The sequence below is a fragment of the Pseudomonas fluorescens genome, assembly GCF_000802965.1.
GTDB classification, from domain to species: domain Bacteria; phylum Pseudomonadota; class Gammaproteobacteria; order Pseudomonadales; family Pseudomonadaceae; genus Aquipseudomonas; species Aquipseudomonas fluorescens_A.
Genome location: NZ_JSAK01000018.1, coordinates 46,402 through 70,704 on the forward strand (window position 1 = coordinate 46,402; position 24,303 = coordinate 70,704).

Consider the following 24,303-nt stretch of genomic DNA (forward strand, 5'->3'; position numbering starts at 1 on the left):
TGTATTGAAACAGCGAACGGTTCAGTGGCATGCGCTTATAGGTACTTCACTTCGATGGTCGCCGAACCGTCCAAAATGACGTCATCGGTCAAGGTCAGGCTGTCAGCGCGGGCGATGAACGTAGTAACTTCCAGGTCCATCGCCAAATCCTTAATAAAAATGGGTTCGATGGTGCCGGTGGAAGCAGCGAATGCGCTCAGAGAGTCGTGCCTCAACCAGGTTTTAGGCGACCAACTTACCCCGTCGTCCTCCGATTCAATCATGCGCACATCGGCGCCGTCCGCAACGGGGTTCTGGCCTGCCAGGTATACAAAGCCGATTTTTTCACCAGCGTCGGTCAACCCCAAGCCAAACCAGTCAGAGCTTCCTGTACCTGCTTTGTTGTCGGTTGAGTCCAGGGCAAACAACATCGGGGCATTACAGGCAATCGACAGTTGCAGCGTTTTAGTCGCGAGTTGAGTGTCTTTGGTTAGATTAAGGTCTTTGATTGGAATCTTGCCATTGTCCACCTTACCGCCGCTCGACAGATTGGGTGTACAAGCGGACGGCGTTATAAGACCAGTGACGGTCAGATCAGTGCTCGATGCTGCGAGGGCAAGCGGCGCAACGCCGATCAGTGCGGTTGCGGTGAGTGCGGCGAGATACTTTTTCATGAGGGTTATTGCTCTTTTTCATTGGTTGTCTTCCATTCCCTGCCAATTAAGCTCCGGGAATGGAGGAATAAACCGAACCACTCGCCCTGACACTGCGAATGGTTCAGTGTCAGGGGCTTAGATGTAGGTCAACTCAAACGTCGCGTGACCGTCGATCTGGACATCATCCGTCAAGGTCAGACCGTTGGCGGGCGCGATGTTGACGTAGATGTCCAGCTCCGCGGCGAGGTCTTTCACGGCAATCGGAGTGGTGAGGTCAGTGGGCGAGCTGACGGACAGCTGATACGACGGATACAGCCAGTTCGCTGCGCGCCAGGTCGCGCCGTCATTGACGGATTCGATCAGTCGCACGGTCTCACCGTCTGCCACTGCGGTTTTAGCTTTCACATTAACCGTGCCCAGCCGTTCACCGGCGTTGGTTAGCCCCAAGCCGTACCAGGTTCCGGATGAACCCGTGCCAGGGCGGTTATCGACGCCCGTTACGACCAGCGTCATCGGACCATCGCAGGCCACAGTGAGCTGGATCGGGTAAATGCCAAGGCGAGTGTGGTTGGTGGGATGAAGGTCTTTTGCTAACTTTTTGCCTACATCGATGATGCCTCCACTAGACAAACTCGGAACGCAAGCTTCCGGAGTGATGAGCCCGGTGACGGTCAGGTCGGTGCTTGATGCGGCGACGGCAAACGATGCGCTGCCGAGCAGCGCGGCGGCCGAGAGTGCAGCAAAGTATTTTTTCATTCAGGTATTCCGATTTATTTCAGGATTTGTTTTTGTCCCCTTCGCACCAACGTGTTTCGGGAACGGAAATCGGCACTGAATCACTCGCCCGGACGCTGCGAATGGCTCAGCGCCAGGCGGTTACAGGTAAGTCAGTTGAAGTGTCCCGGAGCCGTCGATCTTCACTTCGTTGGTCAACGTCAGGCTGTCTGCCCGGGTGATGGCAGGCCTGATCTGCAGATCCATGATCAGGTCTTTTACTGCAATCGGGGTGGTGTAGTCGGATTGCGAACTGACGGAAAGGAGGGCGCCTGGTCTTATCGATGGTGAGTAATTCCAGCTATTCCCTCCGTCAACCGATTCGATCGAATCCGAGTAACGGCCATCCACAACCACCTCATTGATACTGGTATAGAAATAGCCCAGCTTTTCACCTTCATCCGTCAGCCCCAGACCGTAAAAAAAATTTTCGTCTTCTGTCGCGGTGCCAGCCCTGTTATCGACGGATTCAAATGCAATGAAACGCGGATTTTCACAGGCCACGGTCAACTGCAGAGGATAGCTGCCGAGGTAGGTGTTCCCGGTTTGGTTGAGGGTATGTGCCGGGATCTTGCCGAGGTCGACTCCACCGTTATTGGACAGGCTCGGTGTACAAGCACCTGGCGTGATGAGGCCAGTAACGGTCAGGTCCGTCGACGAAGCGAGGGCATACGGCGCCATGCTGATCAACGCGGCGCTGGAAAGTGCTGCCAGATATTTTTTCATTTGATTTTCTTGATCACAGTGATTTTTTCATCCCGGACCGGGTGGTATCGGGAATTGATTTTGGCACCGAACCACTCACCCTGACGCTGCGAATGGTTCAGCGCGGGGCCTTACAGGTACTTCATTTCAAATGTCACGGCACCGTCCATGACCACTTCATTGGTCAGGGTCAGGCTGTCGGCGCGGGCAATGTTGGTTTGGACTTCGAAGTCCATCGACAGGTCTTGCACCATCAATGGAGTGCTGAAGTCGGCAAGGGAGGCTACTGACAATAGGTAGCCGGGGCTTGACACCCAGGTTTGCTTCCAGTTTTCGCCGCCGTCTTCGGAATCGATCGCGTGGGCCGCCACTCCGTCCGCCAAGGCATTTTTGACATCGACTCGAACCCAACCCAGTTTTTCGCCGGCATCGGTGAGCCCCAGGCCGAACCAACTGCTTAGTGATGCCGTGCCGGCTCTGTTATCGATCGGGTTCAGGGCGAACTGGGTCGGTGAATCACACGCCACGGTCAGCTTCAGCGTTTCTGTCCCGACCACAGTGCCCCTGGTGGGGTTGAGGTCCTTGGCCGGAAATTTGCCGTTATCCACGACACCGCCATTGGACAGACTGGGCATACAGGCGGCGGGGGTGATGAGGCCTGTAATCGTCAAGTCCGTCGACGATGCAAGGGCATAAGGTGTGACATTGACCAGTGCGACAGTCGACAACGCTATGAAGTACTTTTTCATTTTTGTTATTCCTTTTTACGGGTTGTTCCTTGACTGACCAGGCGCTTCACTGCGCCCGATTCAACAAGGTGGGTTGGGTGTTACAGGTAAATAATCTCGATCGTCCCCGAGCCATCGAGCTGCACGGCGCTGCTCAAGTCCAGGCTGGAGGTCGGCGCGATGACCGCCTCGACGGTCACAATGGTGCTGAGGTTCTGGATGGCGACGGGGCCTGCGGTGCTGCCGGCGCTGTCGGTAAAGCCCAGATAGCTTTTCTGACCGATGGGGATCGGGTTCGAGCTGGCCGTACTCCACGCCGAGCCGTTGGTGGTCGAGTCGGTTCGATACAGGCGCCCGAATCCGTCGGCGCTGGCATCGGCGGGGTCGACGTTCAGCGAATACAGGCCGATCTTGTTGCTGCGGTTGTCGAATGACAGGCCGTAGTAAATCTCGCTGTTGACCGTCGCCGAGCCTGCGCGGTTGTCGTGCATCACCAGGGCGTAGTGGGTCGGTGCATCGCAGCCGACCCGCAGCGTCAGGGACTTGGGTGGCAGGCGGGTGCCCTTGTCGGGGTTCAGGTCGTTTTTGCGCAGGGTGCCGAAATCGACCAGGCCGGCATTCGACAACACCGGCTCGCAGGCCGCCGGTGCGAAGCTGGCGCGCAGGGTGGTTTCCCGGGAGCGGCCCGTCGCGATTGCGTCGAAAACGCCGGTGGTTTCCCAGGTTGCCGCGTCACGCACTTGCAGCGCTTGTTCCTGAACCCATGCCGTCACCTCCACTTGCGCGGAGAAATGCCGACCCTGTACCGGAGCGCCCGCGCGGACCGGCACCACGCCGTGCTCCGGTCGCCAGGTCAGGTTCGAGGCGGTTTCAGTGGGCGTTTGTCCGGCATTGGCAATCAATCCCAGATCGACCGATTGCCCATCGAGTACGCCGCCACTGACGCGCATTTCGTAGCTGCCGTGTTCCGCGAAGTGGTAGCGCTCGACAGTCGCGGCCAGGGCCCGGTAGAACACGCTCATGTCCGTGGGTTGCGAGCAATTCAGGTTCAAGTTCAAGCGTCGCTCGCCCAGCGAACGAACGGGTGTTGTATCGAGGCGTATCGCCCGGTTCATCAGGCCGTAATCGAGCACGGGCTGGTTGAGGTTAAGCTGGCAGTCGTCCGACAGCGCCCAGGCCAGCGGGGTGAATCCGCTCAGCGTCAAAGGGGCAAGGGCCAGCAGCCAATAGCGGGACAGGTTCATCAATTTATCCTCAGAGGGCCCGGCACCGGGCGGCGGCGGTTTCGAAGTAGGCCTCGGTGTCGGCTTTTGCTGGCAGTTCGAAGTCGAGTCGGCAGCGCTCAAGCCCCGGTGCACTTATCCACAGCGGGCGCGTATCGAGGACATTGGGCAAAAACACCTGCCCGGCGTCCTGAACCAGCGTCACGAACTCGCCGTCCTCGGTGTTCACCGTCGCGCCACGGGGCAGCGCTTTGCCGTCACCGGTGGTGACCTTGAGCAATGCCCGGCGGGTCATCGTGACCCCGAATTCGACGCGGTCGACCGCACCGCGTCCGGCCGAAATCACCGCCAATCCGTTGTTGATATCGACGTTGCGCGGCAATGAGCGCGTATCGATTTCAACCGCACTGCGGCCATACGCCGCGAGCTGCGGGACTACCGCCTGCCCTCGACCGTCGGTCCAGACCGGGCCGCTGGGTGTGGTGACTTTGATCGCGTCCATCTCCCCCACCGACACCAGGGCGAAGGTGTCTCGCACGGCGTAAGGCGACAGCGTCAAACCGCCGTCATGCAGCACCGCACCGCCGCGCGCAGCCGCCTGATAGCTGGAACGTTCGGCATCTGAACGGGTGTAACTCAAGTCCAGCTGGCTGAAGCGCGGCAGCAGGGAAACGCCGGCGGTGGACTGCACTTGTTTGTCACGGGTGTTGTGTTCGACGCCGACCCGGTAGCCGAATTGATCATTGACCCGCTCATTGAGCCCCACGCCGCTGCGGTATTCACCGCCGGAGCTGCGCACCCAAGTGCGTGCGCGGCGGCTCTCGCCCAATGGAATGCTGAAGTTCAAATACACACTGTCATCGCGACGGTTCGCGCCACTGAGCTGCCATTCGGCGGAGGCCGAAACGGACACCCCGGCAATGTTGGTACCCCATGACGCCAGCGCGCGGCTGCTGCTCTGGCCATCGAATGAAGCCGTGCGACTGATGCCTCCGCTGAAGGCGCCCAAACCAGGGTGTGACCAGGCGAGCGCCGCGCTTTGCTGGTCGCGGTAGCGGGACTTGGTGCTGTCTGAGCGGGTGTCGAACACGGCGTCTTCGAGTTCGCGATAGCCGAAGGTCCGATAGGAACTGCCCGCGTTGATCGACCATTGATCATTGAAACGATGGGACGCGCTCAGGTCGCCCTGAAGTCCGCGGGAGGGCGCACGACCACCAGCATCCGCGGCCACAACGCTGGCCTGGATCTGTGTCTCGGTCGATGGCAAGGCGCCCAGGCTCAGTCCGGTCGCACGGTAGTCCGCGGCCCCGGTCATGCCGGTACTGAACAGCAACTGCGGATGGAGTGCGCCGCTCCAGCCCCCACTGATCACCCATGGATTGCCTTGCTGAGCATCACCGTTACTGCGCACCTGGCCGGCCGCCAGGGAAAAGCCGGGCGCGGGCAGGCCGATGCCGAGCATGGCGGCCGGTACGATAAAGCTGCGTTCACTGCCATCCGCTTCTTTGACCGTGACTGCGACGTCGGAGCGATTGTTCAGGCGACGTACGTCATTCAGGGAAAACGGGCCAGCGGGCACCACTGTGGAATGAATCAGCGAACCGTTTTGGCGAACTTCCACTTGCGCCTGGCTGTGCGCAATGCCTTCGATCACCGCGCTTTGCCCTTCAACCTGTAGCGCCTCCTCGGTCAGGACTTGCACGCCGGTAATCTGCGCACCGGCGAGGACCGGGTTGTAGAGATTGATCTGTCCGGCTTGCAACACGGCCTGCTGACTGGCGAACGTGCGTTGCGCGTAGGCCGCCAGATGGCTGGTGCGGGACACGTCATCTTGCCAGGTCTGCACCTGACGACTGCGCACGATCCAGTCGCCGGCATTGAAACCCAGCTCGGTGTTGGCCGACATATAACGGCTCGAATCATTACCGTATTGGCTAAACAGGCTGTTGACGTCGTAGTTGAGCAAACCGGCGAAACCACCGGTTTGATAACCGCTGAAGTCGCGGGTCGTCGGCCGGATCGCGTCGGTGGGCACGATCAATGACAGTCCCAGGTTCGCAGGGTCCGGTTCGATCAATGTTTGCGGCCAGGCGCCAAGGAAGTCGTGGCAAGACTGCACCCCCAGCTTATCGGCAGGAGCATTCAGGTTTGCTGTATCGAGCAGGGTCTGGTCAAAACACAAAACACCCTCGCCACTGAACGCAGCGTCCACCCGTCCACGGCGCTGACCATTGACCGTAAGCGTGACCGGATGCCGACCCACGGTGAAGCGGGGCGCCCCCAGCAGCAGCGTCGCCAGCGCCGGGTCGATGCCTCGTTGCTGCAGGGTTTTCTCGTCAAAGGAAGTCGGCATAGGCTTCTTGGCTAGCACCTCGGCGCAGGCTTCCGTCAGCACCAGTGCATTGGCCAATCCCAAGGCCACCTTGGCCCAGGGGCGGGATAGCTGATGGCGAGCGTTCGCGCCCCGAAACGCGGGCACGGCTTCGCCGTCACGGTAAATCGATACTGTGTTCATGGGGTTCACTTGGAGTTATGTCGGCGTGCTGGCCGATACGCCTTGGTCTCAGACACGCGTGCGGCGACGGTTAAAGCGGCGTCGCCTCTGTCTCATCAACGCCCGCGGATCCCTTGGGGCACTGTGGGTGATGCAGGTTTCAGGATTCGACGGGTGCCTCGTAGTGCGGCACCGCAAATCCGTAGACGGTGGCCGGTTGGAAGCGCACCTGCGTGGCCGTTTTGACGGTTGCCGGAACGCTGAGGCTTTCACCGGGCAGCACATAAGTTCGTGGCAAGAGTGCACCGCTCATGGAAGGCAGCAATTTCAGCTCTTGCGCCAGGCGCACGACGTAAGGCGTGTCGTTGCGTACGGTGAGTTGGCCGTCCTGCAGGGACCATTTCAGGTCAGTCCACGGGGTACGGTTGGGCGCCAGACCCTTGGGGTGCAGAATCAGCGGAAGGTTCTGGCGCACGGTCACACCCACGCGGGCATGTCCGGCTTCGGCGGCGGGTTTGCCCTGAGGGATGCCTTCGAAGATCACTCGCTTCAACCGTTGAGTGAGCAAGGGCTTTTCCGATTGCAGAATGAACCGCACCAATTGGGTTTTCGAGGCCTCGACCCGGGACAGTGGCGGGGTCACGAACACCAGGGATTCGCTGTCCTGCGGGATGTCTTCAATGGTGATGTGCAGCAACGCCAGGTTGGCGTCGGTGTTGGTCACGGAAACCGAGGCCTCGCCGTCGGCCTCATTGACGATCACCACCGAGGTATTCGGGACCATACCGTCAGCTTGCGCATGGGAGGCCAACAACAGAGCGAGCGCGCCGATGCCGGTTTGGATCAGAGGCCGCGCGAAGGTGAAAAACATCGTCATGAGGTGTCTCGTTTCTTGTTTCGATAAATGGGGTTCACCGATTGGGGAGCAATTTAAGCGGGTGTTGTCAGCGACTTGAATGCAACAACTACGAAAAGCGGCCGAGCTGTGTATGAATAGATGTGTTAAGCGGTGGCGAATGTTCCGTTGGTGGATAGTCCGCTGCTGTAGGTTTGCGCGTGGTGAGTTGTGGGATAAATCTGAGTGTTCTATGGGCAAAAGATTAGCCCCTTGAATACATTGAGAAATTCGATTTCGGCTTTTGGGGCAGGCGTTGTAAGGGGGCAGAAAACGGCGTTATTTTCCGCGCCTTCCAGTCACCAGTAGGAGAACTCCCACAATGCGTGTCGTAATTGCTGATGACCATAGCGTCGTTCGCATCGGGTTGCGGATACTCATCAATGCCAGCAGGCGATCAGTGATCGTCGGTCAGGCAGAGGGCACCGACAGCCTCATGAGCGTCCTTGCAAGCACACCGTGCGATCTGTTGATCACCGATTTCGCCATGCCGGGAGGGCAGCAAGCCGATGGGTTGAAGATGTTGAGTACGATCCGGCGTGACCATCCGGCCTTGCCGGTGATTCTGCTGACGATGTTTACCAACGTCGTGACGGCGAGGGCGGCTCTGGCCCAAGGGGTGAAAGCCATCGTTGCCAAGACCGCGTCGGAAACCGAACTGCCTTTGGCAATTCATGCGGTGGGAGAAGGTCGAGGCTATATCAGTGAATCTTTGCGCACGATGATGGCCAACGCAGGCAGTCAGACAAATGAATCGCCGTTGTCATCCAAAGAGCACGAGGTGGTCCGAATGCTGGCCAGCGGCATGACCGTCAGCGAAATTGCCAGTCACTTCAATCGCAGTGTGTCGACGGTCAGTAAACAAAAAACCATGGCCATGCAACGCTTGGGCATCTCCACGGATGTCGATCTTTTTTCCTACGCCCGCGACAGCGGAATGTCGTTCTAGATAGGTGCCTTGTAGACAGTGGCGATATTTTCGTGGCGAATGCCGATAGTGCCCGGCGCATTTGCAGACTATCGTGCTGGCAATCGTTTCAAGCCATTTGCATAATCAGGGAATCTGCACATGAGTGACGCCAACAGCGCATTGATCACCCAGTTCTACCAAGCCTTCCAGCGGCTGGATGCCGAGGCCATGAGCGCCTGCTATACCGATGATGTGGTGTTCAGTGACCCGGCGTTCGGCGAGCTGCGTGGCCGTGATGCGGGGGACATGTGGCGGATGCTCACCACTCGCGCCAAGGATTTCTCCCTGACTTTCGATAACGTCCGCGCTGACGAGCGCACGGGTGGCGCCCATTGGGTCGCGACTTATCTGTTTTCCCAGACCGGCAACACCGTGGTCAACGACATCCAGGCGCGTTTCGTCTTCCGTGACGGCAAGATTTGCGAGCATCACGACCGTTTCGATCTGTGGGCCTGGTCCCGCCAGGCGCTGGGATTCAAAGGATTGTTGCTGGGCTGGACGCCGCTAGTGAGAAACGCAGTTCGCGCTCAGGCGTTGAAGGGGCTGAAGGCATTCCAGGCCAGTCGCTGATAAGATCGCGGCTTGTTTCCTTTCATGCCCTGATCGTTACGTGACCACCCCAAGCGAGTCTCCCGTCAGCAAGCCCTGGTTCGTCTACCTCGTTCGCGCGGCCAACGGCTCGCTCTACTGCGGGATCAGCGACGATCCCGTGCGTCGTTTCGCCAAGCATCAAAGCGGCAAAGGCGCTCGCTTCTTTCTTTCCAGCCCGGCCATGGCGCTGGTCTACACAGAAGTCTGCCGCGATAAAAGCGAAGCGTTGCGACAGGAACGGCTGATCAAAAAGCTCAAGAAAAGCGCCAAGGAATGCCTGGTGGCCAGCGCCGCTGCGGGCTTATCAACCTGACTGATAAGTTCCCATCAGGCAGATCGGTAGGCTGCTTGCCGATAGCGCGCTAAGCTGCGGGTTCCTAATTTGTGCGGCGGAGCCGAGCATGTCCGAGTTGATTCTTCATCATTACCCGACGTCCCCCTTCGCCGAAAAGGCCCGTCTGCTGTTGGGCTTCAAAGGGTTGTCCTGGCGCTCGGTGAAGATCTCGCCGGTGATGCCCAAACCCGATTTGACGGCGCTGACCGGTGGCTATCGCAAGACGCCGGTGTTGCAGATTGGCGCCGATATTTATTGCGACACAGCCTTGATTGCCCGTCGTCTTGAGCAAGAAAAAGCCCTGCCAGCGTTCTTCCCCGAAGGTCAGGAAATGATCGCCGCGTCCTTCGCGGCGTGGGCTGACTCGGTGGTGTTTCAGCATGCGGTCAGCCTGGTGTTTCAACCGGAATCGGTCGCGGTACGCTTCGCTAGTTTGCCGCCAGAAGCGATCAAGGCGTTCATCGCTGACCGCGCCGGCTTGTTCAGCGGTGGCAGCGCTACACGCCTTTCTGCCGAGCAGGCCAAGCATCAATGGCCGACGATCATGGCGCGTCTTGAGCAGCAGTTGCAGCGCGAGGAGGTGGGGGATTATCTGTTCGGCGAGCCGTCTATTGCCGACTTCGCGCTGGCACACCCCATGTGGTTCCTCAAGGCAACGCCGGTAACCTCGCCGCTTGTGGATAACTACCCGGCGGTCTCGGCCTGGTTGGCGCGGGTATTGGGTTTCGGCCACGGTGCGCCGAGCGAGATGACTTCCGAAGAAGCGCTGGAGGTTGCACACAACGCCACGCCGGCGGCGTTGCCCGATGAAGTGTTTGAAGACCCGAATGGGTTCAAGGCGGGTCAGCAGGTGATCATTGCGGCGACCGATTATGGCGTCGATCCGGTGGCGGGGGAGTTGTTGTTTGCGGGGCGCGAGGAATTGATTGTGCGCCGCGAGGACGAGCGAGGCGGTGTGGTGCATGTGCACTTTCCACGCTTCGGATTCCGTATCGAAGCTTGCTGATACAAAGCAAGTTGTGGCGAGGGAGCTTGCTCCCGCTGGACTGCGTAGCAGTCCCTCTTTTTGGGGCCGCTTCGCGACCCAGCGGGAGCAAGCTCCCTCGCCACATGGATGGTGTGAATTGAATTACTTCAACGCCGCCAGAATCGCATCCGGGTCATACCCGCGAATCAGCGTTCCGTTCACATCGATGATCGGAATCCCGCCTCCGCCCAACGCCTGATAGGCCTTGCGCGCCTGCGCATCTTTTTCGATATCAAACTCCTGATACGGAATGCCTTTCTGGTCGAGAAAACGCCGGGTCAGCTTGCAGTAGCCACACCATTCGGTGACGTAAAGCACAACGTTGGCTTCGGCCTGGGTCTGCTCCGACACCACTTGTGAAGGATTAAACACCCGCTCGATCTTGCCCCAGTTCTGGTAGGCCACAACCACCAGCAGGATCAGCAGGAATTTCTTCAATGCGCTGCCGAGCATCAGTTGCGTCGCTTGAGCTGATCGGTGAGCGAGGTTGGCAGGCCCTTGATGACCAGCGTACCGGCCTCTTCGTCGTATTCGATCTTCGAGCCCAGCAGGTGTGCTTCAAAACTGATCGACAAACCTTCAGCGCGACCGGTGAAGCGGCGGAACTGGTTCAAGGTACGTTTATCGGCCGGAATTTCCGGCGACAGGCCGTAGTCCTTGTTGCGGATATGATCGTAGAAAGCTTTCGGGCGTTCTTCGTCGATCAGTTCCGACAGTTCTTCCAGGCCCATGGGTTCGCCGAGCTTGGCCTGGCTGCTGGCGTAATCCACCAGGGTCTTGGTCTTCTCGCGGGCGGAGTCTTCCGGCAGGTCTTCGCTTTCGACGAAATCACTGAAAGCCTTGAGCAAGGTGCGGGTTTCGCCCGGCCCGTCGACCCCTTCCTGGCAGCCGATGAAGTCGCGGAAATACTCCGAGACTTTTTTGCCGTTCTTGCCTTTGATGAACGAAATGTACTGCTTGGACTGCTTGTTGTTCTGCCACTCGGAAACGTTGATCCGCGCCGCCAGGTGCAGCTGGCCCAGGTCCAGGTGACGGGACGGGGTGACGTCGAGCTGATCGGTCACCGCGACGCCTTCGCTGTGGTGCAGGAGGGCGATGGCCAGGTAATCGGTCATGCCTTGCTGGTAGTGCGCGAACAACACGTGGCCACCAACCGAGAGGTTGGATTCCTCCATCAGCTTTTGCAGGTGTTCCACCGCCACACGACTGAACGCCGTGAAATCCTTGCCGCCGTCGAGGTATTCCTTCAGCCAGCCGCTGAATGGAAAGGCGCCGGACTCTGGATGAAACAGGCCCCAGGCCTTGCCTTGTTTGGCGTTGTAGCTTTCATTGAGGTCGGCGAGCATGTTCTCGATGGCCGCGGACTCGGCCAGTTCAGAGTCACGGGCGTGGAGAACTGCGGGTGTGCCGTCGGGTTTTTTGTCGATCAGGTGGACGATGCAGTGACGGATCGGCATGGGCTTCTCGGCTAATGGGAGCGGCTGGTTGGAGAGAGCAGGGCGAGCTCCCCGAAAAAGCGCTAAGTGTAACCGCATCCCTCTGTAGGAGCTGCCGTAGGCTGCGATCTTTTGATCCTGTTTTTAAAAAATACGAAGTCAAAAGATCACAGCCTTCGGCAGCTCCTGCAGGCGGGATGTAGGGCAATTGCACGGTGACCGGTGGCCCTTATAGGTTTTTTTCCCGATTTAGAGCAATAAAGCTGACCAAATGGGTAGCTGGAGGCGGATATTTCCCCGTCTCTGTGCTAGTTTTGCCCGGTCTTGCGCGAAGTCACTGCGTTAAGCCTGCAGTCAGCTTTTGTCAGGTCGAACCAAACCCTGATTTCGGTATCTATAACCCCGATCCCGAGGTTATTTCGCCGAGGGTGCCAGATCCAGAAGATCGGGCTCGATGGCTGACATTGCACTCTGCAATCCATATGAATTTGATAGGGAAGGAACACTACATGGCTCTTACTAAAGACCAACTGATCGCCGACATCGCTGAAGCTATCGACGCGCCGAAAACCACCGCGCGTAACGCTCTGGACCAACTGGGCCAAATCGTTGCCGATCAGCTGGAAAACGGCGGCGAAATCACTCTGCCAGGTATCGGCAAACTGAAAGTGACTGAGCGTCCTGCCCGTACTGGCCGTAACCCTTCGACTGGCGCTGCCATCGAAATCGCTGCCAAGAAAGTGATCAAGCTGGTTGTGGCCAAAGGCCTGACCGATGCTGTTAACAAGTAAGACTTGTTAAAAAGAAACCGTGCGCCGGAGCGATCCGGGCACGGTTTTTTTGTGTCTGCGATTTGCTCGCAAACACATCGAATCAATGCAGGAGCGAGCCTGCTCGCGATAGCGGTGGGTCATTCAACATAGATGTTGGCTGACAGGGCCTCATCGAAAGCAGGTTCGCTCCTAAAGTTGAATTGTGTGATGGCTCAGCTTTTCTGCGCCCAACGCTCGCGACGCCAGATCTGCTGTTCGGACTTGGTCTTGAAGGTCCAGGCCACGAAGCGGCTCTGCTTCTGCCCTTGGGACATTTCCACGACCTGGCTTTCCAGCACACCGGCTTTTTTCAGCGCAGTCTGGATCGTCGGCAGGTTCGAGGCTTTCGACACCAGGGTGCTGAACCACAACACCTGCTGGCTGACCTGCGCACTCTCGGCGATCAGTTGCGTCACGAAACGCGCTTCGCCACCTTCACACCACAGCTCGGCCGCCTGGCCACCAAAGTTCAGTACCGGCAGTTTGCGCTTCGGATCGGCCTTGCCCAGCGCGCGCCATTTACGCGTGCTGCCCTTGGTTGCTTCCTCCAGCGAGGCGTGGAATGGCGGGTTGCACATGGTCAGGTCAAAACGTTCGCCGGGTTCGAGCAGACCCAGCAAGATGTGCTTGGGATTGCTCTGCTGGCGCAACTGGATGGCCTTGTTCAGCCCGTTGGATTGCACGATGGCTTTGGCGGAGGCCAGGGCCGTGGCGTCGATTTCAGAGCCGAGGAACTGCCAGCGATAGTCGCTATGACCGATCAACGGATACACGCAGTTGGCGCCCATGCCCACGTCCAGTACCTTCACCGCAGCGCCACGCGGGATAACGCCGTCATTGCCGCTGGCCAACAAGTCGGCGAGGAAGTGCACGTAGTCCGCACGGCCCGGAACCGGTGGGCACAGGTAATCCGCGGGAATGTCCCAATGGGCGATGCCATAGAACGACTTGAGCAACGCCCGGTTGAATACGCGCACCGCATCCGGACTGGCGAAGTCGATGCTTTCCTTGCCATACGGATTGATGATCACGAACTTCGCCAGCTCCGGCGTGGTCTTGATCAGTGCCGGGAAGTCGTAGCGACCCTGATGGCGGTTGCGCGGGTGCAGGCTGGCCTTTTCGCGTGGCTCCACGGCTTTGGCCGGGGTCGCGGATTCGGGCTTTTTACGCGCAGGTTTGGGTGTGCGGGGGGCGGTCATGGGTGTGGTCGATTCGGGTATGGCTAAAAGTGACGGGCATTGTCCCACATCCCACCACAATCGGCGTGCCCCCTGTATCCCTGTAGGAGCTGCCGAAGGCTGCGATCTTTTGATCTTGCTCTTAAAAAAACAAGATCAAAAGATCGCAGCCTGCGGCAGCTCCTACAGGGGGATTTGTGGCGGGGTATGAAAAAGGGAGGCCACATGGGCCTCCCTTTTTCATTGCGATTTGCCGTTACAGGCTGGCAATCCGCGCATGTTGCTCCGCCAGTTTGCCCAGAGCCTGTTCGGCTTCGGCCAGTTTGGCGCGTTCTTTCTCGATGACTTCGGCTGGTGCCTTGTCAACGAAACCGGCGTTGGACAGCTTGCCGCCGACGCGCTGCACTTCACCTTGCAAACGCTGGATTTCCTTGTCCAGACGCGCAAGCTCAGCACCTTTGTCGATCAGGCCGGCCATCGGCACCAGCACTTCCATCTCGCCGACCAGTGCAGTGGCGGACAGCGGTGCTTCTTCGCCGGCTGCCAGCACGGTGATCGATTCGAGGCGCGCCAGCTTCTTCAGCAGGGCTTCGTTCTCGGTCAGACGACGCTGATCTTCAGCGCTGACGTTCTTCAGGAACAGCGGCAGCGGTTTGCCCGGGCCGATATTCATTTCGCCACGAATGTTACGCGTGCCGAGCATCAAGCCCTTGAGCCATTCGATATCGTCTTCAGCGGCCTGATCGATGCGTGTTTCATTGGCCACTGGCCAAGGTTGCAGCATGATCGTCTTGCCTTCGATTCCGGCCAGCGGCGCGACGCGCTGCCAGATTTCTTCGGTGATGAACGGCATGAACGGGTGCGCCAGGCGCAGGGCCACTTCCAGTACGCGAACCAGGGTGCGACGGGTGCCGCGCTGACGTTCAACCGGCGCGTTTTCGTCCCACAACACAGGCTTGGACAGTTCCAGGTACCAGTCGCAATACTGGTTCCAGATGAACTCGTACAAGGCTTGTGCGGCGAGGTCGAAACGGAACTGGTCAAGCTGACGGGTCACTTCGGCTTCGGTGCGTTGCAGCTGCGAAATGATCCAGCGGTCAGCCAGCGACAGTTCGTAGGCTTCGCCGTTCTGGCCGCAGTCTTCGCCCTTGTCCAGCACGTAGCGCGCCGCGTTCCAGATCTTGTTGCAGAAGTTGCGATAGCCTTCGACGCGGCCCATGTCGAACTTGATGTCGCGACCGGTGGACGCCAGCGAGCAGAAGGTGAAGCGCAGGGCGTCGGTGCCATAGCTGGCGATGCCTTCGGCGAACTCTTCGCGGGTCTGCTTCTCGATCTTCTTCGCCAGTTTCGGCTGCATCATGCCGGAGGTGCGTTTCTGCACCAGTTCTTCCAATTCGATGCCGTCGATGATGTCCAGCGGGTCAAGGACGTTGCCCTTGGACTTGGACATCTTCTGGCCTTGGCCATCTCGCACCAGACCATGTACGTACACGGTCTTGAACGGAACCTGCGGCGTGCCGTCTTCGTTTTTCACCAAATGCATGGTGAGCATGATCATCCGGGCAACCCAGAAGAAAATGATGTCGAAGCCAGTCACCAGCACGTCGGTGGAGTGGAATTTCTTCAGGAATTCGGTCTGCTCAGGCCAGCCGAGCGTCGAGAACGTCCACAGGCCGGAACTGAACCAGGTGTCGAGAACGTCGTTGTCCTGTTGCAGCGCTACGTCCGGGCCCAGGTTGTGCTTGGCACGCACTTCGGCTTCGTCGCGACCGACGTAGACTTTGCCCGACTCGTCGTACCAGGCCGGAATCCGGTGGCCCCACCACAGCTGACGGCTGATGCACCAATCCTGGATGTCGCGCATCCACGAGAAGTACATGTTTTCGTACTGTTTCGGCACGAACTGGATGCGTCCGTCTTCAACGGCAGCAATCGCAGGCTCGGCCAATGGCTTGGTGGACACGTACCACTGGTCAGTCAGCCACGGCTCGATGATGGTGCCGGAGCGATCGCCTTTCGGTACTTTCAGGGCGTGATCGTCGACGCTGACCAGCAGGCCGGCAGCGTCGAACGCAGCGACGATCTGCTTGCGCGCTTCGAAGCGGTCGAGGCCGGCGTATTCGGCCGGGATCTTGCCGTCGATCGTTTCGTTCAGGCTGCCATCGAGGTTGAACGCCTGCACGGCCGGCAGGACATTAGCGTTCTTGTCGAAAATGTTCAGCAGCGGCAGGTTATGACGCTTGCCGACTTCGTAGTCGTTGAAATCGTGGGCCGGGGTGATTTTCACGCAGCCGGTGCCGAATTCTGGATCGCAGTAATCGTCGGCGATAATCGGGATGCGGCGGCCGACCAGCGGCAGCTCGACAAATTTGCCGATCAGGGCTTTGTAGCGTTCATCGTTCGGGTTAACCGCCACGGCGGAGTCGCCGAGCATGGTTTCCGGACGAGTCGTCGCGACGATCAGGAAACCGTTGCCTTCAGCGGTCTTGGCGCCGTCAGCCAGTGGGTACTTGAGGTTCCACAGGAAACCTTTCTCGTCGTGGTTTTCCACTTCAAGGTCGGAAATCGCCGTGTGCAACTTGGTGTCCCAGTTAACCAGGCGCTTGCCGCGGTAGATCAGTCCGTCTTCGTGCAAGCGAACGAATGCTTCTTTCACGGCTTCCGAGAGGCCGTCGTCCATGGTGAAGCGCTCGCGGCTCCAGTCCACGGACGAACCGAGGCGACGGATCTGACGGCTGATGTTGCCGCCGGACTGATCCTTCCACTCCCAGACTTTCTCGAGGAATTTGTCGCGGCCCAGGTCGTGGCGGTTCTGGCCTTGGGCCTCGAGTTGACGCTCCACCAGCATTTGCGTGGCGATACCCGCGTGGTCGGTGCCCGGCTGCCACAGGGTGTTGCGGCCCTGCATGCGACGGAAACGGATCAGGGCGTCCATGATCGCGTTGTTGAAGCCATGACCCATGTGCAAGCTGCCGGTGACGTTCGGCGGCGGGATCATGATGGTGTAGGACTCGCCCGCGCCTTGCGGGGCGAAGTAATTCTCTGACTCCCAGGTGTTGTACCAGGAAGTTTCAATGGCGTGCGGCTGGTAGGTCTTATCCATGCGCGGCGGGACCCTATTGGCATTTATTCAGGAAAAGCCGGGAAGTATAGCGGGGATGAGCCGATGCGCGTAGAGCGAGGTGACAATGGGCGGGGGAAAATTGTGGTTTTCCGGGGAGAGTCTTTGTCAGTGAAGACGCCATCGCGGGCAAGCCCGCTCCCACAGGTTATGTGTCGTACAGCTATTTTGTGATCGACACTAACTCTGTGGGAGCGGGCTCGCCCGCGATAGCGATCTATCAGGCGATGCGATTCAAATCGTTATGCCGCGTTTCCTTCAGGCACAGCACCGCAATCAAACTCAGCACCGCCGCCCCGGACACATACCCGCCGACATAACTCAGTCCGCCCATGGCCACCAGTTTCTGTGCGAAGAACGGCGCCGCCGAAGCCCCTACAATCCCGCCCAGGTTGTAGGCAGCCGAGGCGCCGGTATAACGCACGTGGGTTGGAAACAACTCCGGTAGCAACGCGCCCATCGGCGCAAAGGTCACGCCCATCAGGAACAGTTCAATGCACAGGAACAACGCCACGCCCCAGGTCGAACCCTGGGTCAGCAGCGGTTCCATCAGGAAGCCGGACAGAATCGCCAGCACGCCACCGATGATCAGCACCGGTTTGCGCCCGTAACGGTCGCTGGCCCATGCCGACAGTGGCGTGGCCGCCGCCATGAACAGCACGGCGAAGCACAACAGGCCGAGGAAGGTTTCGCGGCTGTAGCCGAGCGTCGCGACGCCATAACTCAGCGAGAACACGGTCGAGATGTAGAACAGCGCATAGCACACCACCATGGAGCCTGCCCCCAACAGCACCGGCATCCAGTATTGGCTGAATAGCTCGACCAGCGGGATTTTCACCCGTTCCTGGCGAGCGACGGCATTCGCGAAGACCGGTGTTTCATGAAGCTTGAGTCGAACGTACAAACCAACCATCACCAGCGCAGCGCTGAGCAGGAACGGGATGCGCCAGCCCCAGGAACGGAACTGTTCGTCGTCCAGGGTCATGGCCAAGGTCAGGAACAGTCCGTTCGCCGCCAGAAAACCGATGGATGGGCCGAGCTGCGGGAACATGCCGAACCACGCGCGTTTACCCTTTGGCGCATTTTCGGTGGCAAGCAAGGCTGCGCCGCCCCATTCACCGCCCAGCCCCAGGCCCTGGCCGAAGCGCAAGACGCAAAGCAGGATCGGCGCCCAGGCCCCGATGCTGTCATAACCCGGCAGTACGCCGATCAGCGTGGTGCACACACCCATCAACAGCAGGGAGGCTACCAAGGTGGATTTTCGGCCGATGCGGTCGCCGAAGTGGCCGAACAGCGCCGAGCCCAGCGGTCGGGCAAGGAAGGCGATGCCGAACGTGAGGAAGGCCGACAGCATCTGCGCCGTGCCGGAGGTTTGCGGAAAGAATACCGGCCCGATCACCAGCGCGGCAGCAGTGGCATAGACGTAAAAGTCGTAGAACTCGATGGCGGTACCGATGAAGCTCGCGGTGGCCACGCGGGTGGCGGAGTTCGTCGGTTGCGCGGGTGTGGAATCGCTGTAAGTCGTGCTGGTCGTCATGCGGTTATCCCTGACAGTCATGTGCCCCAGTGGAGCGAATTATTATGGTCGAATACCCAGGGATGTGGGTGGAGGCGCGGTCGCTGTTCCAGGTAGGAACAGTCGTCGGTTTGATGCGGACGTATCTAATGGTCTGGCCGGAACCTGCGGAGTGCGGGGTAAGCACGGGGGCGGCGAGGCTTGGGTAAGCCGCTCGATTATAGGAAGGTGGCTAATGATTCAACAAGAGGCGGATGAATGAGGTTTCCTGTGGCGAGGGAGCTTGCTCCCGCTCGGGCGCGCAGCGGCCGCAAAAAGCCAGGGACTGCTTCGCAGTCCAGCGGGAGCAAGCTCCCTCGCCACAGTTGATAGTGTCGGCTCTCTCAGATAACTACAGGTTTCGAACTGGTCTGCCAGATCAACACCCGTGTCACCCGGTTTTCCTCGGTCTCGAGAATTTCCAGTCGATACCGACCAATCTTCAGACAAACCGCACTCTCGGGGATGGTTTCCAATGCTTCGGTCACCAAGCCGTTCAAGGTTTTCGGGCCGTCGCTCGGCAGGTGCCAACCGAGGCTTTTATTCAGTTCGCGAATTGAGGCCGCGCCATCGATCACCAAACGGCCATCGGCCTGCGGATGGATGTGCGGGTTGTTCAGACTCTGCTGGCTTTCGAATTCGCCGACGATTTCTTCGAGAATGTCTTCCAGGGTGACGATGCCGAGCACTTCACCATACTCGTCGACCACCATGCCCAGGCGCCGCTGCTGTTTATGGAAGTTCAGCAGTTGCAGTTGTAGCGGGGTGCTTTCCGGCACGAAGTACGGTTCGCGGCTGGCCTCCAGCAGTGCTTCCAGCGTCAGGCTGCCATCAGCTAGCAAATGGCCTATTTGTCGAGTGTTGAGTACCGCTTCGACCTGGTTGATATCGCTATGGAACACCGGAAGGCGCGTGCGTTTGTTGTGGCGCAGTTGTTCGATGATTTCCTCGATCGGGTCGTCGAGGTTGATTCCGTCGACTTCACTGCGCGGTACCAGAATGTCGTTGACCGTGATGTTATCCAGCGCATGGATGCCCGGTAGCGAATGTGGACGGCAAACGGTTTCGTGATCGTCACGGCGCTCCACTGGTATCTCGTCGTCGCTCTGTTGCACCACCTTGGCCTTGCGCGCGAGCGGGCGCAGCAGTAACTGGCTGATGGCATTCAGAAGCCAGGCAGCCGGGTAAAGGATCTTCAGGGGAATGCGCAGCAGGTTGTTACCCAGCGCCAGGATTGCGTCCGGATGGCGCACGGCGAGGGCGCGCGGCAGGTAGTCGGCAAATACCAGTACCGCGGCGCCGGCACCCATGCACGCCAGCCACGGACCGTTTTCGGCCCAGGTGAAAATCGCCAGCAAGGTGCAGATGACCACCAGCAGTGTGCGGCACAGGGTATTGCAGAAGATCAGGCTATTGAGCGGGAAGCCAAGTCTGGCCAGCGGCTGGTCGCTTGAGCGTGAGGCGTTGCGCTGGGCCAGCACATGCTGGTGAGCGGCTTCAATGGCGGTGAACAGCCCCGACCAGAGAAGCAACACGATTACTACTGCAAGCATCGGCCCTAAGGGCAAGTCGTCCATTAATGCCGCCCGTCAGATGTGCAGGATGTATTCACGAACCAGCTTGCTGCCGAAATACGCCAGCATCAACAGGCAAAAACCGGCAAGGGTCCAGCGAATGGCCTTGTGTCCGCGCCAGCCGAGGCGGTTACGGCCCCAGAGCAGCACGCTGAAGACAATCCAGGCCAGGCAGGCCAGCAAGGTTTTGTGCACCAGATGTTGCGCGAACAGGTTTTCGACGAACAGCCAGCCCGAGATCAACGACAGCGACAACAGCGTCCAGCCGGCCCAGAGGAAGCCAAACAACAGGCTTTCCATGGTTTGCAGCGGCGGGAAGTTCTTGATCAGTCCGGACGGGTGCTTGTGCTTGAGCTGATGGTCCTGAACCAGCAGCAACAGCGACTGGAACACCGCGATGGTAAACATGCCATAGGCGAGGATCGACAGGAGGATGTGGGCAAGGATGCCCGGCGCCTCGTCGATGATCTGCACGGTGCCGGCGGGGGCGAACTGCGCGAGAAGGGCGGTCAGCGCTCCGAGGGGAAACAGCAATACCAGCAGGTTCTCCACTGGAATGCGCGAACAGGCCAAGAGCGTCAGGGCGATGACCGCAGCGGCAATCAGGCTGGCGGCGCTGAAGAAGTCCAGGCCCAGGCCAATCGGCGTCAGCAGGTGGGTGAACAGGCTGGCGCTGTGGGCCAGTACCGCAAGCACGCCGAGCGTGACCAGCAGGCGTTTGTTCGCCTTGGCGCCGGTGGCCAGACGAGTGCCCTGATAGAGAGTCGCAGCGGCATATAAACAGGCGGCGGCGAGAGTAGTAAGCAAACTGGGTGACAAGGGGAGCATAAGTCCTGTTAGGCAAGCCCGAAAGGCGCTGAGTTTGGCATAGAACCCACGCCGCACGAAAGACCAGACAAGCTGACGGCGAGGTGTCCGCCGGCCGCACTCTTCGCTATAATCCGCGACCTGCCCACGCCGCAGGCTCGCCGAGCACACGTTTAGTCCGGTCCGGGCCGCCATTATCCCGGTCTACACAGGGCCTGAAAGGATCGCGCAATGTTTGAAAACTTAACCGACCGTCTCTCGCAGACGCTGCGCCATGTCACCGGCAAGGCCAAGCTGACCGAGGACAACATCAAAGACACCCTGCGCGAAGTGCGCATGGCGTTGCTCGAAGCCGACGTCGCCCTGCCAGTGGTGAAGGACTTCGTCAATTCGGTCAAGGAGCGCGCTGTCGGCACCGAAGTGTCGCGCAGCCTGACGCCGGGCCAGGCCTTTGTGAAGATCGTTCAGGCCGAACTCGAAAGCCTGATGGGCGCGGCCAACGAAGACCTGAACCTGAGTGCCGTTCCTCCTGCCGTTATCCTGATGGCCGGTTTGCAGGGCGCTGGTAAAACCACCACCGCCGGCAAGCTCGCGCGCTTCCTTAAAGAGCGCAAGAAGAAGTCGGTCATGGTCGTGTCCGCGGACGTTTATCGTCCGGCGGCGATCAAGCAGCTGGAAATGCTTGCCGGTGAAGTTGGCGTAACCTTCTTCCCGTCCGACCTGAGCCAAAAACCGGTCGATATCGCGCAAGCGGCTATTAAGGAAGCAAAACTCAAATTCATCGACGTGGTCATCGTTGATACCGCCGGTCGCCTGCACATCGATGAAGAGATGATGGGCGAGATCAAGGCGCTGCATGCCGCGATCAACCCGGTAGAAACCCTGTTCGTGGTTGATGCCATGACCGGCCAGGACGCGGCCAACACGGCCAAGGCTTTCGGCGATGCACTGCCGCTGACCGGTGTGATCCTGACCAAGGTCGACGGCGACGCCCGTGGCGGTGCCGCGCTGTCGGTGCGTGCCATCACTGGCAAGCCGATCAAGTTCATCGGTATGGGCGAAAAGAGCGAAGCGCTCGATCCGTTCCACCCTGAGCGTATTGCTTCGCGCATCCTCGGCATGGGCGACGTGCTCAGCCTGATCGAGCAGGCGGAAGCGACGCTCGACAAGGACAAAGCCGACAAACTGGCCAAGAAGCTGAAAAAGGGCAAGGGCTTCGACCTCGAAGACTTCCGTGATCAGCTGCAACAGATGAAGAACATGGGCGGCCTCGGCGGGCTCATGGACAAGCTGCCGAACATGGGTGGCGTGAACCTGGCGCAAATGGGCAACGCCCAGGGTGCGGCAGAGAAGCAATTCAAGCAGATGGAAGCCATCATCAACTCCATGACCCCGGCCGAGCGCCGCGACCCTGAGATGATCAGCGGTTCGCGCAAACGTCGTATCGCCATGGGCTCCGGCACTCAGGTGCAGGACATCGGCCGCTTGATCAAGCAGCACAAGCAGATGCAGAAGATGATGAAGAAATTCTCCGCGAAAGGCGGAATGGCCAAAATGATGCGCGGCATGGGCGGTATGTTGCCCGGCGGCGGCATGCCGAAAATGTAAAGAATCCGCGCCGGTCATCGCACCGGCGCAGACCCGCAAGGAAGCGGGATCTACAGCAAACCCGCACTTGGCGGGAGCTGACCGGCCGTTTTCAACGACGGCTCTATAGCAAATCTGCATGGCGTCCGATAGGCCGCCGGAAAAAGTCATTTGCAAAAGTCCGGATATTCCTTAGAATATGCGGCCTTTCGGGCACCTATGCCCGCTGTGCCTTTAGATTTGCAGCACCGACTACAGGAACGATGTTCACATGCTAACAATCCGTCTTGCCCTTGGCGGCTCCAAAAAGCGCCCGTTTTACCACTTGACCGTAACCGACAGCCGCAACCCGCGCGACGGTTCGCACAAGGAACAGGTTGGTTTCTTCAACCCTGTTGCTCGTGGTCAAGAAGTTCGTCTGTCCGTGAACCAAGAGCGCGTAGCCTACTGGCTGAGCGTTGGTGCACAACCTTCTGAGCGCGTTGCTCAGTTGTTGAAGGAATCTGCTAAGGCTGCGGCCTGAGCAATATGAACGCGACGCCAGCTGTTGCTGATGATTTGATCGTTATCGGCAAGATTTATTCTGTTCACGGCGTTCGCGGCGAAGTGAAGGTGTACTCCTTTACTGATCCGATTAAAAACCTGCTGGACTACAAAACCTGGACGCTCAAGCGTGACGGCAATGTAAAGCAGGTAGAGCTGGTCAGCGGACGCGGGAATGACAAGTTCCTGGTCGCAAAGCTCAAGGGTCTCGATGATCGTGAAGAAGCTCGTCTTCTGGCCGGTTATGAGATCTGCGTGCCGCGCAACCTGTTCCCTGAACTGACCGACGGCGAGTACTACTGGTACCAGCTGGAAGGTCTCAAGGTCATCGACACCCTCGGACAACTGTTCGGGAAGATCGATCACCTGCTGGAGACCGGCTCGAATGATGTAATGGTGGTCAAGCCTTGCGCTGGCAGCCTGGATGATCGCGAACGCCTGTTGCCCTATACCGAGCAATGCGTGTTGGCCATCGACCTGGCAGCAGGCGAGATGAAGGTGGATTGGGACGCGGACTTCTAAGCGTGGCTAATTTGCGCGTAGAAGTGATCAGTTTGTTTCCCGAGATGTTCTCCGCCATCAGCGAGTACGGCATCACCAGTCGTGCGGTGAAACAGGGGCTCTTGCAGCTCACCTGTTGGAATCCGCGAGACTACACGACGGATCGACATCACACTGTGGACGATCGCCCGTTTGGCGGTGGTCCGGGCATGGTGATGAAGATCAAGCCCCTGGAAGACGCTCTGGTTCACGCCAAGGCAGCCGCCGGGGAGGGCGCGAAGGTGATTTACCTGTCGCCCCAAGGCCGTCAACTGACTCAGTCGGCGGTACGCGAGTTGGCGAATCTGGATGCATTGATCCTGATTGCCGGCCGCTATGAAGGCATTGACGAGCGTTTTATTGATGCTCATGTCGATGAAGAGTGGTCGATTGGCGACTATGTACTGTCTGGCGGCGAGCTGCCGGCGATGGTCCTGATCGATGCGGTTACACGACTGCTGCCTGGAGCTTTAGGGCATGCGGACTCCGCCGAGGAAGATTCCTTTACGGATGGTTTGCTGGATTGCCCGCACTACACCCGACCGGAGGTGTATGCGGATCAGCGTGTTCCCGACGTATTGCTAAGTGGCAATCACGCGCACATCCGGCGTTGGCGTTTACAGCAGTCCCTTGGTCGGACCTATGAACGACGCGCCGATCTTCTGGAAAGCCGCTCGCTTTCTGGAGAAGAGAAGAAGCTGCTCGAGGAATACATCCGCGAGCGGGACGATAGTTAACAACGTATCGATGGTAGATCCGACGATTTACCTTAGG

At 59.1% G+C, this 24,303-nt stretch carries 23 protein-coding genes; 9 read left to right on the plus strand and 14 right to left on the minus strand.

Going from position 1 to position 24,303, the window contains the following annotated elements; translation table 11 throughout:
* Positions 1-35: 35 nt before the first annotated feature.
* From NL64_RS15660 to NL64_RS15690, 7 genes are all read right to left on the minus strand, one after another.
* A complete protein-coding gene (locus tag NL64_RS15660; protein ID WP_034148982.1) occupies positions 36-653 on the minus strand; it encodes a DUF1120 domain-containing protein in 618 nt (205 codons plus the stop codon).
* Between the two features lie 117 nt (positions 654-770).
* Entirely contained in the window at positions 771-1,391 is a 621-nt protein-coding gene (locus tag NL64_RS15665) for a DUF1120 domain-containing protein (RefSeq protein WP_034148983.1), read from the minus strand.
* A gap of 120 nt (positions 1,392-1,511) precedes the next feature.
* Positions 1,512-2,135 carry a DUF1120 domain-containing protein gene (locus tag NL64_RS15670; protein ID WP_034148984.1) on the minus strand — a complete coding sequence of 208 codons (624 nt, stop codon included), beginning with the start codon at positions 2,133-2,135 and terminating at the stop codon, positions 1,512-1,514.
* 110 nt (positions 2,136-2,245) lie between these two features.
* Positions 2,246-2,863 (minus strand): DUF1120 domain-containing protein, encoded by a 618-nt coding sequence (locus NL64_RS15675; protein ID WP_034148985.1) that lies wholly within the window; start codon positions 2,861-2,863, stop codon positions 2,246-2,248.
* Between the two features lie 80 nt (positions 2,864-2,943).
* Positions 2,944-4,086 carry a DUF1120 domain-containing protein gene (locus NL64_RS15680; protein ID WP_034148986.1) on the minus strand — a complete coding sequence of 381 codons (1,143 nt, stop codon included), beginning with the start codon at positions 4,084-4,086 and terminating at the stop codon, positions 2,944-2,946.
* Positions 4,087-4,096: 10 nt separating this feature from the next.
* The gene (locus NL64_RS15685) at positions 4,097-6,580 is read right to left on the minus strand and encodes a fimbria/pilus outer membrane usher protein (protein WP_034148987.1); all 2,484 of its coding nucleotides are present in this window, start codon (positions 6,578-6,580) and stop codon (positions 4,097-4,099) included.
* Positions 6,581-6,719: 139 nt separating this feature from the next.
* Positions 6,720-7,436, minus strand: coding sequence for a fimbria/pilus chaperone family protein (locus NL64_RS15690; RefSeq protein WP_034148988.1), 717 nt, complete (start codon positions 7,434-7,436; stop codon positions 6,720-6,722).
* A 340-nt stretch (positions 7,437-7,776) separates the two neighbouring features.
* Here NL64_RS15690 and NL64_RS15695 point away from each other — a divergent pair, with 340 nt between their 5' ends.
* The 4 genes from NL64_RS15695 (at position 7,777) to NL64_RS15710 (ending at position 10,355) form a co-directional block, all read left to right on the plus strand.
* The gene (locus NL64_RS15695) at positions 7,777-8,403 is read left to right on the plus strand and encodes a response regulator transcription factor (protein WP_034148989.1); all 627 of its coding nucleotides are present in this window, start codon (positions 7,777-7,779) and stop codon (positions 8,401-8,403) included.
* Between the two features lie 120 nt (positions 8,404-8,523).
* Positions 8,524-8,994 carry a nuclear transport factor 2 family protein gene (locus NL64_RS15700; protein WP_034148990.1) on the plus strand — a complete coding sequence of 157 codons (471 nt, stop codon included), beginning with the start codon at positions 8,524-8,526 and terminating at the stop codon, positions 8,992-8,994.
* A gap of 40 nt (positions 8,995-9,034) precedes the next feature.
* On the plus strand, positions 9,035-9,328 hold the full coding sequence (locus NL64_RS15705; protein ID WP_034148991.1) for a GIY-YIG nuclease family protein: 294 nt from the start codon (positions 9,035-9,037) through the stop codon (positions 9,326-9,328).
* An 88-nt stretch (positions 9,329-9,416) separates the two neighbouring features.
* On the plus strand, positions 9,417-10,355 hold the full coding sequence (locus tag NL64_RS15710; RefSeq protein ID WP_034148992.1) for a glutathione S-transferase family protein: 939 nt from the start codon (positions 9,417-9,419) through the stop codon (positions 10,353-10,355).
* A gap of 123 nt (positions 10,356-10,478) precedes the next feature.
* Here the strand turns inward: NL64_RS15710 and NL64_RS15715 are convergent, their stop codons facing one another.
* Together NL64_RS15715 and yejK are read right to left on the minus strand one after the other, a co-directional pair.
* Entirely contained in the window at positions 10,479-10,829 is a 351-nt protein-coding gene (locus tag NL64_RS15715; RefSeq protein WP_034148993.1) for a glutaredoxin family protein, read from the minus strand.
* A complete protein-coding gene (yejK, locus tag NL64_RS15720; protein ID WP_034148994.1) occupies positions 10,829-11,833 on the minus strand; it encodes a nucleoid-associated protein YejK in 1,005 nt (334 codons plus the stop codon). Before yejK ends, NL64_RS15715 begins: the two co-directional genes overlap by 1 nt.
* Positions 11,834-12,321: 488 nt before the next feature.
* On the opposite strand from yejK, the gene NL64_RS15725 reads away from it, so the two are divergent.
* Positions 12,322-12,603, plus strand: a complete 282-nt coding sequence (locus NL64_RS15725; RefSeq protein WP_007905514.1) for an HU family DNA-binding protein — start codon at positions 12,322-12,324, stop codon at positions 12,601-12,603.
* Between the two features lie 194 nt (positions 12,604-12,797).
* Here NL64_RS15725 and rlmF read toward each other — a convergent pair whose 3' ends face one another.
* From rlmF to NL64_RS15750, 5 genes are all read right to left on the minus strand, one after another.
* Positions 12,798-13,823, minus strand: a complete 1,026-nt coding sequence (gene rlmF / locus NL64_RS15730) for a 23S rRNA (adenine(1618)-N(6))-methyltransferase RlmF (protein ID WP_034148995.1) — start codon at positions 13,821-13,823, stop codon at positions 12,798-12,800.
* 235 nt (positions 13,824-14,058) lie between these two features.
* Positions 14,059-16,905 carry a valine--tRNA ligase gene (locus NL64_RS15735; protein WP_034148996.1) on the minus strand — a complete coding sequence of 949 codons (2,847 nt, stop codon included), beginning with the start codon at positions 16,903-16,905 and terminating at the stop codon, positions 14,059-14,061.
* 238 nt (positions 16,906-17,143) lie between these two features.
* A complete protein-coding gene (locus tag NL64_RS15740; RefSeq protein WP_034148997.1) occupies positions 17,144-18,460 on the minus strand; it encodes an MFS transporter in 1,317 nt (438 codons plus the stop codon).
* A 362-nt stretch (positions 18,461-18,822) separates the two neighbouring features.
* The gene (locus NL64_RS15745; RefSeq protein WP_034148998.1) at positions 18,823-20,055 is read right to left on the minus strand and encodes a transporter associated domain-containing protein; all 1,233 of its coding nucleotides are present in this window, start codon (positions 20,053-20,055) and stop codon (positions 18,823-18,825) included.
* A gap of 12 nt (positions 20,056-20,067) precedes the next feature.
* Complete coding sequence (locus NL64_RS15750) at positions 20,068-20,880, minus strand: cytochrome C assembly family protein (protein ID WP_034148999.1); 813 nt, start codon at positions 20,878-20,880, stop codon at positions 20,068-20,070.
* Between the two features lie 210 nt (positions 20,881-21,090).
* Here NL64_RS15750 and ffh point away from each other — a divergent pair, with 210 nt between their 5' ends.
* The 4 genes from ffh (at position 21,091) to trmD (ending at position 24,266) form a co-directional block, all read left to right on the plus strand.
* Complete coding sequence (ffh, locus tag NL64_RS15755; protein WP_034149000.1) at positions 21,091-22,467, plus strand: signal recognition particle protein; 1,377 nt, start codon at positions 21,091-21,093, stop codon at positions 22,465-22,467.
* A 250-nt stretch (positions 22,468-22,717) separates the two neighbouring features.
* Positions 22,718-22,969, plus strand: a complete 252-nt coding sequence (rpsP, locus tag NL64_RS15760) for a 30S ribosomal protein S16 (protein WP_003198088.1) — start codon at positions 22,718-22,720, stop codon at positions 22,967-22,969.
* 5 nt (positions 22,970-22,974) lie between these two features.
* Positions 22,975-23,511: a ribosome maturation factor RimM gene (gene rimM / locus NL64_RS15765; RefSeq protein ID WP_034149001.1), complete on the plus strand. Its 537-nt coding sequence runs from the start codon at positions 22,975-22,977 to the stop codon at positions 23,509-23,511.
* Positions 23,512-23,513: 2 nt separating this feature from the next.
* Positions 23,514-24,266 carry a tRNA (guanosine(37)-N1)-methyltransferase TrmD gene (gene trmD / locus NL64_RS15770; RefSeq protein WP_034149002.1) on the plus strand — a complete coding sequence of 251 codons (753 nt, stop codon included), beginning with the start codon at positions 23,514-23,516 and terminating at the stop codon, positions 24,264-24,266.
* Positions 24,267-24,303: the final 37 nt, after the last annotated feature.

Excerpts from the sequence above, each read along its gene's own strand:
- NL64_RS15660 (WP_034148982.1), bottom strand. The coding sequence starts at position 653 with ATGAAAAAGTATCTCGCCGCACTCACCGCAACCGCACTGATCGGCGTT.
- NL64_RS15665 (WP_034148983.1), bottom strand. The coding sequence starts at position 1,391 with ATGAAAAAATACTTTGCTGCACTCTCGGCCGCCGCGCTGCTCGGCAGC.
- NL64_RS15670 (WP_034148984.1), bottom strand. The coding sequence starts at position 2,135 with ATGAAAAAATATCTGGCAGCACTTTCCAGCGCCGCGTTGATCAGCATG.
- NL64_RS15675 (WP_034148985.1), bottom strand. The coding sequence starts at position 2,863 with ATGAAAAAGTACTTCATAGCGTTGTCGACTGTCGCACTGGTCAATGTC.
- NL64_RS15680 (WP_034148986.1), bottom strand. The coding sequence starts at position 4,086 with ATGAACCTGTCCCGCTATTGGCTGCTGGCCCTTGCCCCTTTGACGCTG.
- NL64_RS15685 (WP_034148987.1), bottom strand. The coding sequence starts at position 6,580 with ATGAACACAGTATCGATTTACCGTGACGGCGAAGCCGTGCCCGCGTTT.
- NL64_RS15690 (WP_034148988.1), bottom strand. The coding sequence starts at position 7,436 with ATGACGATGTTTTTCACCTTCGCGCGGCCTCTGATCCAAACCGGCATC.
- NL64_RS15695 (WP_034148989.1), top strand. The coding sequence starts at position 7,777 with ATGCGTGTCGTAATTGCTGATGACCATAGCGTCGTTCGCATCGGGTTG.
- NL64_RS15700 (WP_034148990.1), top strand. The coding sequence starts at position 8,524 with ATGAGTGACGCCAACAGCGCATTGATCACCCAGTTCTACCAAGCCTTC.
- NL64_RS15710 (WP_034148992.1), top strand. The coding sequence starts at position 9,417 with ATGTCCGAGTTGATTCTTCATCATTACCCGACGTCCCCCTTCGCCGAA.
- NL64_RS15715 (WP_034148993.1), bottom strand. The coding sequence starts at position 10,829 with ATGCTCGGCAGCGCATTGAAGAAATTCCTGCTGATCCTGCTGGTGGTT.
- yejK (WP_034148994.1), bottom strand. The coding sequence starts at position 11,833 with ATGCCGATCCGTCACTGCATCGTCCACCTGATCGACAAAAAACCCGAC.
- NL64_RS15725 (WP_007905514.1), top strand. The coding sequence starts at position 12,322 with ATGGCTCTTACTAAAGACCAACTGATCGCCGACATCGCTGAAGCTATC.
- rlmF (WP_034148995.1), bottom strand. The coding sequence starts at position 13,823 with ATGACCGCCCCCCGCACACCCAAACCTGCGCGTAAAAAGCCCGAATCC.
- NL64_RS15735 (WP_034148996.1), bottom strand. The coding sequence starts at position 16,905 with ATGGATAAGACCTACCAGCCGCACGCCATTGAAACTTCCTGGTACAAC.
- NL64_RS15740 (WP_034148997.1), bottom strand. The coding sequence starts at position 18,460 with ATGACGACCAGCACGACTTACAGCGATTCCACACCCGCGCAACCGACG.
- NL64_RS15745 (WP_034148998.1), bottom strand. The coding sequence starts at position 20,055 with ATGGACGACTTGCCCTTAGGGCCGATGCTTGCAGTAGTAATCGTGTTG.
- NL64_RS15750 (WP_034148999.1), bottom strand. The coding sequence starts at position 20,880 with ATGCTCCCCTTGTCACCCAGTTTGCTTACTACTCTCGCCGCCGCCTGT.
- ffh (WP_034149000.1), top strand. The coding sequence starts at position 21,091 with ATGTTTGAAAACTTAACCGACCGTCTCTCGCAGACGCTGCGCCATGTC.
- rpsP (WP_003198088.1), top strand. The coding sequence starts at position 22,718 with ATGCTAACAATCCGTCTTGCCCTTGGCGGCTCCAAAAAGCGCCCGTTT.
- rimM (WP_034149001.1), top strand. The coding sequence starts at position 22,975 with ATGAACGCGACGCCAGCTGTTGCTGATGATTTGATCGTTATCGGCAAG.